The organism is Paenibacillus sp. FJAT-26967, assembly GCF_001541095.1.
In the GTDB taxonomy this organism is placed as follows: Bacteria; Bacillota; Bacilli; order Paenibacillales; family NBRC-103111; genus Paenibacillus_F.
The window spans coordinates 209,004-221,897 of record NZ_LMXH01000003.1 but is presented as its reverse complement, the minus strand read 5'-3'; the positions used below and the strand labels follow the sequence as shown (position 1 = coordinate 221,897).

At 55.0% G+C, this 12,894-nt stretch carries 12 protein-coding genes; 2 read left to right on the top strand and 10 right to left on the bottom strand.

Going from position 1 to position 12,894, the window contains the following annotated elements:
• The first annotated feature begins 48 nt into the window (after positions 1-48).
• Positions 49-1,110: an aromatic acid exporter family protein gene (locus AR333_RS15540; protein WP_068776286.1), complete on the top strand. Its 1,062-nt coding sequence runs from the start codon at positions 49-51 to the stop codon at positions 1,108-1,110.
• Between the two features lie 175 nt (positions 1,111-1,285).
• On the opposite strand, the gene fetB is transcribed toward AR333_RS15540, so the two are convergent.
• The 10 genes from fetB to AR333_RS15490 all read right to left on the bottom strand — a co-directional run bounded on the left by fetB (position 1,286) and on the right by AR333_RS15490 (position 11,786).
• Entirely contained in the window at positions 1,286-2,041 is a 756-nt protein-coding gene (gene fetB, locus AR333_RS15535; RefSeq protein ID WP_068776285.1) for an iron export ABC transporter permease subunit FetB, read from the bottom strand.
• A complete protein-coding gene (locus AR333_RS15530) occupies positions 2,041-2,787 on the bottom strand; it encodes an ATP-binding cassette domain-containing protein (protein WP_156430927.1) in 747 nt (248 codons plus the stop codon). The genes fetB and AR333_RS15530 overlap by 1 nt, the downstream gene beginning before the upstream one ends.
• 374 nt (positions 2,788-3,161) lie before the next feature.
• A complete protein-coding gene (locus AR333_RS15525; protein ID WP_068776284.1) occupies positions 3,162-3,773 on the bottom strand; it encodes a flavin reductase family protein in 612 nt (203 codons plus the stop codon).
• A gap of 127 nt (positions 3,774-3,900) precedes the next feature.
• Positions 3,901-4,512: an alpha/beta hydrolase gene (locus AR333_RS15520; RefSeq protein WP_068776283.1), complete on the bottom strand. Its 612-nt coding sequence runs from the start codon at positions 4,510-4,512 to the stop codon at positions 3,901-3,903.
• On the bottom strand, positions 4,509-5,459 hold the full coding sequence (locus AR333_RS15515) for a ring-cleaving dioxygenase (protein WP_068776282.1): 951 nt from the start codon (positions 5,457-5,459) through the stop codon (positions 4,509-4,511). Before AR333_RS15515 ends, AR333_RS15520 begins: the two co-directional genes overlap by 4 nt.
• Positions 5,460-5,572: 113 nt before the next feature.
• Positions 5,573-6,010, bottom strand: coding sequence for a MarR family winged helix-turn-helix transcriptional regulator (locus tag AR333_RS15510; RefSeq protein ID WP_172798876.1), 438 nt, complete (start codon positions 6,008-6,010; stop codon positions 5,573-5,575).
• Positions 6,011-6,155: 145 nt separating this feature from the next.
• Positions 6,156-6,515 carry a hypothetical protein gene (locus AR333_RS15505; protein WP_068776281.1) on the bottom strand — a complete coding sequence of 120 codons (360 nt, stop codon included), beginning with the start codon at positions 6,513-6,515 and terminating at the stop codon, positions 6,156-6,158.
• Between the two features lie 324 nt (positions 6,516-6,839).
• On the bottom strand, positions 6,840-8,207 hold the full coding sequence (locus AR333_RS15500; protein ID WP_253735868.1) for a glycosyl hydrolase family 8: 1,368 nt from the start codon (positions 8,205-8,207) through the stop codon (positions 6,840-6,842).
• Between the two features lie 533 nt (positions 8,208-8,740).
• Positions 8,741-10,378 (bottom strand): (Fe-S)-binding protein, encoded by a 1,638-nt coding sequence (locus tag AR333_RS15495; protein ID WP_068776279.1) that lies wholly within the window; start codon positions 10,376-10,378, stop codon positions 8,741-8,743.
• Positions 10,371-11,786, bottom strand: coding sequence for an FAD-binding oxidoreductase (locus tag AR333_RS15490; protein WP_068776278.1), 1,416 nt, complete (start codon positions 11,784-11,786; stop codon positions 10,371-10,373). Before AR333_RS15490 ends, AR333_RS15495 begins: the two co-directional genes overlap by 8 nt.
• A gap of 221 nt (positions 11,787-12,007) precedes the next feature.
• Between AR333_RS15490 and AR333_RS15485 the strand changes: the two genes are divergently transcribed.
• The gene (locus AR333_RS15485; protein WP_068776277.1) at positions 12,008-12,733 is read left to right on the top strand and encodes a FadR/GntR family transcriptional regulator; all 726 of its coding nucleotides are present in this window, start codon (positions 12,008-12,010) and stop codon (positions 12,731-12,733) included.
• Positions 12,734-12,894: the final 161 nt, after the last annotated feature.

The window sequence follows — 12,894 nt, the reverse complement described above, 5'->3', positions numbered from 1 at the left end:
TTTATGTTAGTATAGTTAACAAACGAATACAAAAAGGAGCTGCCCGCTATGTTCGTCGGTCTTCGTGTTGTCAAAACCTCAATCGCCATTGCCTTATCCATCTGGATTGCGCGGCTGCTCCATTTGGAACCGGATCACTTTGCCGGCATCATCTCGATGCTTGCCGTCCAGCCTTCCGTCTACCGCTCGCTCCATCATACGCTCTCCCATATGGCAAGCGCTCTGGCGGCCTCGGCTCTGGGAATTACCGCTGCACTTGTACTCGGCAGCAGTTCTCTTGTAATTGCAGCAGCAGCCTTTATAGTGATGACGATGCATGTCCGGCTGAAGCGGACTGCCTCTCTGACGCTTGCGGTCATCGTTGCTATCAACACAATCGGCACTTCCGATGAGCTGATAGGCGGGATGGCGGCCTACAATCAATTCCTGCTCGTGCTTGTGGGCATGACGGTCGGTACGGCCGTCAATTTGATCAGCAAGCCTATCCACCGAGAGCGGGAAGATGTGCTGCTGGCCAAGTCCGAAACGATGCTGCGCGTTCTGCTCCATTACATTCAAATCGACTTGCAGGCAGGGCGGATGACTCCTTACAAACCTGCCATGCGGCTCCAAATCGAAGAAGTCCGTACCTATATCGAAAGCGGCAAAAGCGTATCCCAGCTTGTCCGCGAAGACCGCTGGCTGACCCGCGGCAGTGATGGAGGTGCGGGAGAGCTGTTCCGCTCCTATGAGACTATGGCCGAACGCATCCGCGATCTCGTCAAGGCGCTGCAGAAGGCAGATGCCGCGCATCCCGAGGCGGCACGCCTGATCCAGGCCCTCGCCATTGTCATTCGAGGGCAGGAACGAATGACGCAGCACGGCAGGCGGATGCCGCTGGGTCTGCTGCTTCGCGCTCTGAGGCCATCCCGTATGAAGCGTAATCCCGGACAGGAGGAAATAGCCCGGCTATTTCCATATTACCAGGCTTACGAAGCGCTGGGGGATTACCTCAAGGAGCTCGAAGCCAGCCGCCGCGCGGTAGTCGCCCGCCCGGCCGTCAAGGAAGCGCCCGTCACCCGCCTGCGGGCGGTGCTGCGCGGCAAGCTGGCGGGCCGCACCGCCGGGTAGCAGTCTTATCCCGGCAGCGGCCGTGCTTCACCCGCCCACCGCTTCTCTCTCCGCACACAAAAGATGGCTTCACCCGTACTAAGCGGTGAAGCCATCTTGGTGCATCCGAAAGAACATTAAGCCCCATCCGGCCTGCTACAAACTCTGCCTGATCCATTTCCTGTTCACACTCCGCTTATTCCCCTGTGATCCGCAGCCGCCCATCCTTCGTAAACCAGAGGGGAGAACTTAACAGGCCCAGCAGCATCGCCGTTAAAGCCGCAGCCGAGGACAGCACGAACATAATCAGAATCTGATAGCGCACCGCCTCGATAGGATCGGCGCCTGCCGCAATCATCCCCGTCATCATTCCCGGCAGTTGAACCAGCCCGGTGGTTTTCATCCCATCCAGAGTCGGAATCATGCCCGAGCGGATGGATCGCTTAATCGATCTCTGAATCGCCTGCTTGGAGGTTGCCCCCAGAGCGAGCAGCGCTTCGATCTCGCCTCTGGAGGCCTCCATCTCCCTTTTCATGCTGTTCAGGAAAAGACCTGCGACGATCATGGAACTGCCGATTGTAATGCCGCTGATCGGTACAATGAACTGAGGCGTAGCCTCCACAATTCCCAGCGTAAGCAGCAGAGCCATCGTCACCGCCTCCGTGCAGCACAGGGCTAGAGCAATTCGCAGCCGGATGCCCGGTATATCCCGTGCCCGGCTGCTGACATTCCAGGAAGCGACCAGGATCATTACGGCAATAATTATCACAATGAAGAGCGGATTCTCCGCATCAAATACAAAATGAAGCACGTAACCCACAAAAAGCAGCTGTACCGCGGAACGGATCGTACCTATGATAATTTCTTTTTCCAGCCCCAGCTTCTGTTTCATAGATAAAAGGATGGTGACCGCAACAAAGACGGCGGTACTCATCAGCGCGATATTGGACATCAGAGAACGCCCCCTTCCGAATCCGTGCGCCGGATAAAGCTTTTTGCCTGCCGGGTTGACGGCTCCCTGAAAAATTCCTCCGCCCGTGCGGTTTCCAGCAGCCTCCCCTCATCCATGAACCAGATGAAATCGCTGACCTGCGCGGCCTGATCCAGATCGTGCGTGATCCAAATCAGCGCGGTCCCGCGCTTCTGAGCCCAATCCGAGAGCAGCCGCTCCGCCGCCCGTTTACTGGCAGGATCGAGCGAAGCGGTTACTTCATCTAACAGCAGCACCTCCGATTGCAGCAGCAGTGCCCGCACAAGCGCCGTGCGCTGCTTCTCGCCGCCGGACAAATCCGCAGCCTGCTTAGACCAGTCCAGATTCTCCAATCCCAACGCGGCCATGCATTCCTCAGCCAACCGCTTATCAAATGCCGTTCCGTGCAGCTCACTCACTGTCCTGAGATTGGCCTCAACCGTCCCTGTCAGCATGACGGGCTGCTGGGCCACGTAACACACCTTGCGGCGCCACTCCTGCGGCTTCCACTCCAGATAATGCCGACCGCTTAGGCTCAGCGCCCCCTCATCGGGCTTCTCCAGGCGGGACAAGATCCGCAGCAGTGTCGTTTTGCCCTGTCCCGACGTGCCCAGAAGCACAATACGCTGGCCCGACTGGACTTCAGCCGTGATCTCCCGGAACAAATAGTCGGGGAATTCGCCGTGCCGCTTTTTCCCGATCTCCTGTAATGTCAATTGTATACTCAAGCAATAACACTCCTAACAGGACTCCGTACATTATAGGCATTTCAGCATTATCAGCATAGCTGCTGTAACACTATTCCTACGATTATAGACCGAACCTCGGAAGACTTAAATAGATTCTATTATCAGCCGCAGCAAATGCGATTTCCCGGTTTGAATAGAGTCCTTTCCACTGCCCGTCATTCACCTTCGTAAAAATAGTAGTCGCTCTTCCGCTCCCTGAAACAATTTCACCTTGGTGAGAAGCCCCCGTTCCTTGCATCGATAAAAATCAACTTTTCGCTTGCCCCAGCCCAAAAAAGCGTCCTGAACGGAACACACCGCACAGAACGCCTACCTTTGTTTCAATAATCCTTACTTTCTCACGCTTACGCGCGTTACTCAGGCCTCTCCAGCGAGAAAATCTCCCCGAGACGGCTGTAGCTGCTGCCCGCCAGACGGCTGACCGGACGCAGCAGCTCCGGGTCGATCCGCCCGTCCCGGTACAGCTCGCGGGCGACGTGAAAGCGGACGACCCGCCCGATTAACAAGTCACAGGCGGGCGCTGTGACTACGCCGCCGAGCGGGATGGAACGCTCCAGCACGCATTCCATCCGTATCTTGGCCTCCGCCACGCCGGGGACCTGGACCTTGTCGCTCTCGATCAGCTGGAGTCCGGAGAGATCGATCTCGCTCTCATCCGGCGGCAGATTAGCCGCGGTCCCATTGATCGCCTCGATATAGGACTCATCGCTGATGTGCACGACGAAAGCACCGATGTCCAGCGCATTGCGGGCGGTATCCTTCGGCTCCCCGTTCTTCCGCTGAACCGATACGGACAGAAGAGGGGGATTCGCCGCTACGATGTTGAAATAGCTGAACGGAGCGGCATTTACCATTCCATCCAGAGAACGTGTCGTCACGAAGGCGATTGGTCTCGGAATAATGCTTCCGATTAATAGCTTATACGTATCGTGCTCACTCTGATTTTCGGGATCAATAGAGATCAAGCTCTCTCCTCCTTCGTGCTTCAAGATCAGCCGATACCCCTGACAGTGCCTCCACCATCTCTACCAAGCTTTTATCGCGTTGTAAGGCAGCACAAGTCCCGGATCTGGCTTGGAGATGCGGCTGTTGTCAGCCCTTGTAGTGCTTCCCGAACCATTCCGCTGCCGCATTCACCTCAGAAGCTGTCAACTGGTGGCCTCTGTTCTCCCATTTCACGTCTACCCCGGCGCCTGCCGCGGTGAGCAGCTCCTGCAATTCCTCCGTCTCCTCCGGCGTACAAAGCGGATCATTGGAACCGGCTCCGATAAACACCTGCACACTTGACAGATCAGGCAGCTCAATTCCGCGAAGCGGGACCATCGGATGATGCAGAGCAGCGCCTTTCAACGCATTCTGATAATGGAAAAGCAGGCTGCCTGCTATATTAGCTCCGTTGGAATACCCTACGGCTACGAGATTATTCCGGTCAAAGCCGTAATCCGCGGCCGCTTTATTGATAAAATCATAAATCTCCTTCGTACGGAAGATGAGATCCTGCTCATCAAACACGCCTTCCGCCAGCCGTCTGAAAAACCTCGGCATGCCGTTCTCAAGCACATTACCTCGAAGGCTCAGTACGGAAGATTCGGGTGAAATCCTGTCGGCAAGCGGCAGCAGATCTTCTTCGGTACCGCCTGTTCCATGAAAAAGCACTAGCGTGGGCAGCTCCCTGTTTGTCCCTTGACGGTATACATGTTTCATGATTTGTCCTCCTCCAGTACACGGACTTCAATAGGCGGCAGCCCCTTCTCAATTGCCGCACGATGCGGTTCGTACCAGTCCGGCAGCACCAGTTTCCCGCCTAATTCATCAAAGGCCTCATCACGTGTAAATCCCGGTGGATCTGTCGCAATTTCAAACAAAATTCCACCATCTTCCCTGAAGTATACCGCATTGAAGTACTGCCGGTCGATGACCGGGGTAGGATCAAATCCGCTTTCCTGCACGCGGCTTCTCCAAGCCTCATGGTCCTCGAAATCTTTGGCACGCCATGCGATATGATGGACCACTCCGGCCCCATCCGCTCCGCGGGGCACTGCTTGTGCCTTCACATCAATGACATTGCCGATATCGCCTTCGGATTTGAAGCGGATAAACTCGCCGTCCTGTCCAACTTTCGTAAGGCCCATTACGTTCTCCAGTGTATCCATCGTTTTCTCCGGCGCCAGACTCAGCAGCACTGCTCCCCCGAAGCCTTTGATGGCTTTGTCCGCCGGAACCCCGCCAAACGTCCATTTGCTCGGCGTTCCTTCGCTCCGCTGCACAAGCTCGATCTGCAGCCCGTCATGATCCTGCAGGCGGAGGTAGGATTCGCCGAAGCGCTCCGTCACGTTATAAGCAACGTTCAGCTTTTTCAGGCGTTGTTCCCAGAACTCAAACGAGCCCTGCGGAATCGCATAAGTCGTCACCCCTACCTGGCCTCCGCCGACCCGGCCTTTACGCGAAGCCGACCACGGGAAAAAAGTAATGGCCGTCCCGGGACTTCCTGCTTCATTCCCGAAATACAAGTGGTACACTTCCGGAGCGTCAAAATTGATCGTTTTCTTCACCAGACGAAGCCCCAGTACCCCGGCGTAGAAATCTACATTCTCCTGTGCATGTTTTACAAAAGCGGTTATGTGATGAATTCCGGCTGTTCTTTGTGTCATAGCTCTGCACCTCTTCTTTATAAGTTAGTATGGCTCAATAATGGGATAGAATCCCTGGAGGAGTATCTCTTTTAAATTAAGAATCTTAAATTTAAGATATATACCAAAAATTTTTACTCCTGCTTTTGTGCACTCAAACCGAGCTTTTTGATCAACTCAATCGCTTGCATCTTCTCTTCAGCTGTCAGACCGCTCATACTCGATTCCACTACCTTCGTATGCTCGGGGAAAATTACGTTGAACAACTCTGTTCCCTCTGCCGTAATCTGCGCATAAGTCACCCTGCGGTCTTCAGGACATGGGACCCGTTTGAGCAGCCCTTTCTTCTCCAGCTTGTCGATATTGTACGTGATGCTGCCGCTGGTCACCAGTATCTTATCCCCGATCTGCTGCAATGGGAACTTTCCCTTGTGATACAGCAGCTCCAGAACCGCGAATTCGGACGGTGACAGGTTGTGCCTCTTCATATCCTTGACGGAGCGGTCCATAATGACCTTCTGTGCTTTGGCAAGCACCACGAACAGCTTCAGCGACAAATCGAGTTCATTCATGTCTTCTGCATCCTTCACCTGTATCACCACCGGATTTATTTATCTGAAATTTAAATATCTTTAATTTAAGATAAATATACACCTCTTTGAACGAGGTGTCAAGCCGATCTGCCCGCTACTTTATATAAAAATTCTCCGGGGCGGCTTAATCTGGAGACGGGCCTAATGAAATCCTGTATTGCGAACACTCTTCCACAATATGCTCACCTTGCGAATATACCCAGCGGAAGCGGAAATGGCTGCCGGTGTAGTTCGTCTTCGCGCGAATGTCCGGTACGACCACGCTATCCATATTGTCGAGGAGAGTCTGCTGCAGCTGCCGGATTCTCTCTTCATTGGCTTCTCTGCGTTCTTCGGCCGCCTCTTCGGAAGGCGAGGTCTGGAGATAATACTCCCTGCCCACTTCCGCATCGCCCATATCCGGCGGCAGCGGAGCACCCGAACCCCGGAAAATTTCACGGACTGTTTCAATCCAATCTTTGTACAAATCCATTTCTACATTCACTTGATGCGCCTCCTGCTTTCCCATCTAACGGTTGTTTCTATTTATTTTAGCTTATTCCGCAGGAAAATTCGATCCCGCGTGCGCTGCGGGAAGGAAGTTCATGCCCGCCTTCTAAACAAAGTACGTGAAGCCTGGCTCCCGGACTTCAAGTACTGTAAAGCCCCCGCACGATAAGCAGCAATCATCTCCCGCCTCACAGCAAACAGCCCTCAGAGGAACGGAATTAACCCGGAAGGTTAAATCTGCTCTAATCTGAGGGCTGCCCCGTTATTTTACTCAAGCAAAAGAAACGTTTCTCTTCCTACTCCTGCTCACTCATCATCATTAAGGCTTCCACCAGTTGCCGGAAACGGTGATCATGCTGAGCAAACGGATGCTGTTGTCGAAATAGTAGCTGTCGGAGGTCGGCGAATTGACGATATCACTCCATACCTTGTTCAGCCACTGCTGATTGGAGGCATCAACCATTGCACTGACCGCGAAAGGAGCCGTAAAGGCGATCGCATGGCTGGAATCGAGAACACCTCCGCTGAGTGTATACCCCGAGCCGATTTTGGCGGGGTTGCCGCCCGTTTTGGTTTGGATCCAGCTGTTCATCTTGCGGAGCTGGCTCAGCGCCCGCGTATCCCCGCTGACGAGGTAATCGGTTGCAATTCTCCACGGCGTACGCGAGGAGTTCCAGCTGTAGTCGTTATCTGTGGCCTCTTCCAGATACATCTCAGGAGCCGGAGCATACGTTCCGTTTGATTTACGGACGACGAAATCCGGCATCAGCCCCGTGTTCGGACTGTGACTCGCGAAGATCGTATTAATAATGGAGTACGTCCGGTCCGCAACTTGATCCCACTTGGCATTACCGCTGGCGCTTTTGAAAGCTTTGAGGTGATTCAGCATGTAGTCGGAAGGCCGTGTGCCCGGGCCGTATTTGGTGTCGCTGTCGGACGCCCAGTCGCCCAGCTTCAGATGATAGTAAGTCGCATGAACTTCTCTTTTCAGAATGGCATTGATAACCTTGAGCGCCTCACTCTTATAATTGATTGCACCGGTGCTTCCCCACTGCTTGTCGGCAAGGAGAAGTGCGTACGCGATGTCCATATCACCGTCCGTTGCGGCATCACTGCCTGAGGTATCCACAATGTTACCGCTGGAGTCCTTGGCCTGCTGCCAGGCCATCAGAGCCGGATCAATGGAGCTCGGGTGAGCCTTATAAAAACGGTATAAGCCGTCAAAATACGTCTGAGCATTAGCATCATAGCCCGCCATATAGGCGGTAATCATCATGCCGTACCCGTGACCTTCCGAGCATGAAACGACATTAGCCGGTTCCGTGACGATGTTTTCCTTGTTATAAAAAACGTAGTATTGATTCGAAATCTTCGGATGCTTAACCAAATATCCCGATTTCCACTCGTTATATTTCTGCTGTACCTGCTGATCCATCTGAGCCTGCGTAAAATTACCCGGCTTTATCGTCCCCGGGGTGTAGGATACATGCTGCGGAAAAGGCTTCAAGGCCGCGGCGGCAATGACGGCGGACGGGTTTTGTACCAGCGGGCCGCTCCCGTTAGCTGATGCGGATACCGAAACCGCTGACCCTTCAAGGGCCGGACCCGCGCCTGCCATTGCGGAAGCAGCCAGACTGCACAAGAGACAAGTGCTTAAAGATAAGGTAAGCCATTTCATTTTCATCATTCATGCTCCTCTCATTTTTACATGCATGGGCACAAACCGGTTCATTTCAGCAATCCCGGGTCCACATCACCCCCTTTATAAAATAACTGCCGCGGCTTTGGATCAAACTGCCTTTAAGCACCAGCAATAAGATCGTCATTTCATAAATATTAAAGCGCTTTAACTTTTATACATAAAAAATAGCCATTCTGCCCCTACAAATCCGTCAACGAAATTGTTCCTTACAGCATACCGGCATCTACTGGCGTTTGTAATCTTTAACTAAAATATAAGCGCTTACATTTGCAATGTCAACCCTTATTTATCCAGTTGTCGAATGCCGGCAGGGACTCCTGATCCGCTCACACAAAAAAAGAACGGAGAGACAATCCCTCCGCTCTGCTTCTCTTATAAGATCAATTTCGGATGCCGTTGTAACACAAGCCAGCTCCTATGCTGTGCCATTGCGGGCTGTCTTGCTTTAAGCTGTCCGGTGTGCGGCGCCGTGGGACATCCGGCTCCGCACACCGGCTTTGGGTTGCTTTGAAATGACCTTACTCGGAGGCTTCTCTCTCCTGCATCCGTTCGTGCAGAAAGTCTACTACGTGCATGACTTTCATGCTGCTGCTTCCATACCGTTCTACTCCCAGCTTCATCTGGAGAAGGCAGCCCGGATTACTCGTCAGCATAATCTGAGCCTGCGTAGCATTCGCATGCTCCATCTTATGGCCGAGGATCTGATCCGCCATTTCCGGCTGCGTCAAATTATAAATGCCCGCCGAACCGCAGCACCGGTCCGATTCCACCATCTCGACGTAGTCAACGCCGGCGACCTGGCGCATAAGACGCCGGGGCGCATCGGACGAACGCATCACATTGCGCAGATGACAGGAATCCTGGTAGGTGATGCGAAGCTTCTCGGCCGGGGCGGAGGGAGTAACCTGCTGCCCCTCTGTCTGGGCGGCCGTGCTGGCATCCTCCGCAGCGGCCGTCGAAGAACCGGCAACCGCGGCCCGGGAGCCTGTTGCACTGGCAGCGGCCTCGGCGGCTCCAGATGCGGCCGCTTCAGAAGCGGCGGCGGTGCTGATGCCAGCCGCTGCGCGTCCCGCGCCGCCAATGGCGGCATGATCTCCGCCCATGCACTCTGCTCCTGCCGGGGCGGACTGCGCCGTACCGGCGAGCTGCTCTGCGCGTCCCGCCGCAGCGGCGCAGCCGTGCTCGGCGAATCCCGGCACCCGGCCGGCGTTCACGAGCAGATCGCTGATGTCTTTGACCCGCTCGGCAAACCAGGCTGCGCCTTCCTTCCACTCTGCATCATCATGCAGCAGGTGATCGTATTCCGTCAGGATAGCTCCGCAGCCGCCTGCATTGGACACGATGTAGTCTACGCCTGCATCCCGGAAAGCCCGGATATTGCCCCGGGCCAGCGACTTGGCGCCGCCGGTTTCCCCGCTGTGCGCATGCAGGGCGCCGCAGCAGTTCTGCGCCTCGGGAATGAATACCTCGAAACCCGCCCGGGTCAGCAGCTCCACCGTATGCACATTCGTGTCCGTGAACATCACATCCATAATGCAGCCCCGGAACAATCCGACCGTGGCGATCTTCTCTCCGACAGCAGCATGGCGCGCGCCGATCCGGTCGATGACCCCGCTAGCGGAAGCCTCAGGCAGAATCGCTTCCATATCGCGCATATGTGCCGGGAACATCTTCATGATGCCGGCGGCACGCGTCAGCTTCTGAAGGCCCGAGCGCTGATACAGCCCCAGCGCCCCTCCTACCAAACGCATGCGGCTCTGCTTGGGGAACACGGCCTTGAACGCCGTGTTCCTCGCCAGCTTTACCCAACCGCGGTGGGAGCTGGTATGATCTTCGATCGCGTCTCTGGCCTGCTCGATCAGCTGCCCGTATTTTACATCCGCCGGACAGGCAGGCTCGCAGGCTCTACATCCGAGACAGTGGTTCATCTGTTCTTCGAACGCCGCATCCGGCTCCATGATTCCGTCGGTGACGGCTTTCATCAGCGCAATTCTGCCCCGCGGCGATTCCGCTTCGATTCCGGTCTCCCGGAAAGTCGGACAGGCCGGCAGGCAGAACCCGCAGCGCATACAATTCGTTAATTGATCCTGGTCAAGGCGCAGCTTCAGCTTCTCTGTCAGCGGATTATTCGTGGTGCATGCTGCCTGTTCAGCCACGGTCGATCACCACCCTTTTGCGGGATTCTTTGGCAAATACTTTGCCCGGATTAAGCAGATTCAGAGGATCAAACGCCTGTTTGATACCCTTCATCACTTGAATGCCTGCCGTGCCCACTTTCCATTCCAGGAAAGGCGCTTTAACGAGTCCGACACCGTGCTCTCCGGTAATCGTTCCCCCAAGTTTGATGGCGGCTTCGAAGATCTCGGCGAACGCGGCCTCGACCCGGTGCACTTCCTCCCCATCCCTTGCATCGGTCGTCGCTGTCGGGTGCAGGTTGCCGTCACCGGCATGACCGAAAGTACAGATGGTTACATTATGTTTCTTCGCTATCCGGTTAATCTCCATGACCATATCGGCGATTTTAGACCGCGGAACAGTAGCGTCCTCCAGAATCGTTGTCGGTCTGAGCCTGGCCAGCGCCGTAAAAGCGCTCCGCCTTGCCGTCAGCAGCTTGAGCGCTTCTTCCTCGCTTGCAGCTACCTCAACCCGATCGGCATTCTCGCTGCGGCAGATTGATTCGATCAGCGCGATGTCACGCTCAACCGACTCCGGATCGCCGTCCTGTTCGATAAGCAGAATCGCTTCCATATCCAGCGGCAGACCCAGCTTCGCAAAATCATCAACCACGCGGATCGTCGGATTATCCAGAAACTCCAGCGTAGCGGGAATAATCTGATTCTCGATAATCTTCGATACCGTACGCGCGGCACCGTACAAATCCTTATACATCGCCAGCATCGTCTTCTTCGCCTTCGGCGGCGGGATCAGCTTGAGCGTTGCTTCCGTAATAACGGCAAGCGTACCTTCCGAACCGACCAGCAGCTTCGTCAAGTCATAGCCTGCAACGTCCTTCATCAGCTTGCCGCCGGTACGGATCACTTCCCCGCTTGCCAGCACGGCTTCCAGTCCGATGACGTAGTCTTTGGTCGTGCCGTATTTTAAACCGCGCAGCCCGCCTGAGCATTCGGCAATATTTCCGCCGATCGTCGAAATCGACATACTGCTCGGATCCGGCGGATAAAAAAGCCCCAGCGACTCCACGTGCAGAATAAATTCCTTGGTATTCAGTCCCGGCTGCACGATAGCCGTCAGATTCTCCATATCGACTTCAAGAATACGGTTCATCCGGTGCATGACCATGACGATCCCGCCCTCTACAGGCACAGTACCCCCGCACAAGTTCGTGCCTGATCCCCGGCTGATAAGCGGAACCTGGTATTCGCTCAGCACCTTCATAACTTCCGACACTTGAGCCGTCCGTTCCGGGTAAATGACCGCATCCGGCAGAGACTGCAGCATCGGTGTCCCGTCATACGAATGGGTAACGAGCGATTGCGGATCGTCTTTGAATCCGCCGGGCCCGAGAATAGCGGTCAGCTTCTGTTTAACTTCTTCCTGCAGCACAATCAGACACCCCTTTATGGAAGTAATAATCATTAGATGAACATAAGAATAGGCCGATTTCAGGTGGCAAGCCCACTGATAAAACTTAATCAATCATAAGCATTTCATTTAATTACATAAAAATTAGTCAGGTCATCTGATGACTTTCTTTACGAATAAGTATACACTAAAATAAATCAACCGGAAGCGGAAATTTTAAAATAAGGTATGGAGGCAAATACATGGAGACGAACAGCAGCGGACGGCCTTTGAAAAGCCACGAATGGGTCATGAGCGATATCCGTAAACAGCTCGAAGAGGGCCGTCTTGCGACCGGACAGCGGCTTCCCTCCGTGGTTGATCTGGCCGCGCAGTATGGCGTGGGACGCTCGACCGTGCGGGAAGCGCTTAGTGCGCTGAAGGCCATGGGCATGCTCGATATCCGGCAGGGCGGCGGAACCTTCGTGAAGGCTGCCGCGGCAGAGCCGCAGCATCCCGGCCTCCTGCACCCCGAGTCATGGGTAGACCGGGCGGCCTCACTCCGCCAGATCCTCGAGGTCCGGCGCGTGCTGGAAACCGGATGCGCTTCTCTTGCCGCGCGGAACCGGTCGGAAGCCGACCTGCACGGTCTCGCGGGTATCCTTCGCGAGATGGAGGCCCATCTGGGCGACGAAGCGCGCAGCGAGCAGGCCGATGTCCGGTTTCACCAGCAAATGGCTGCCGCCACCCACAACCCGGTGCTCGCCGATTTGATGGGCTCGCTGTCGCAGAAGCTGCACGACAGCATGAGGGACACGCGGGCGCTCTGGTTCTACGCAGAGCGCTCGTCCGCGGAGCGTCTGCTGCGCGAGCACCAGGCTATCTATGATGCGATAGCCGCCCGCAACGGCGCCGAAGCCTCGGCGCGCATGGAGCTGCACATCGCCAAAGTCGAGCAGGTGCTTGGCGAGAATGGCGCAGGGATCTGAGAGGTGCGGCGGGATTCGCAGTTGTGGATCTTCTGCAAGGAGTTGACGGACTGTATTTTCTCCTTGGGTTAACGGCTCGTCGCCTAAATAAAAGCGGTCTTTGCAAATTAATTTCTGCAAAGACCGCTTTTAACCTTTTACCCGCCGGGTTAACGAGTTGA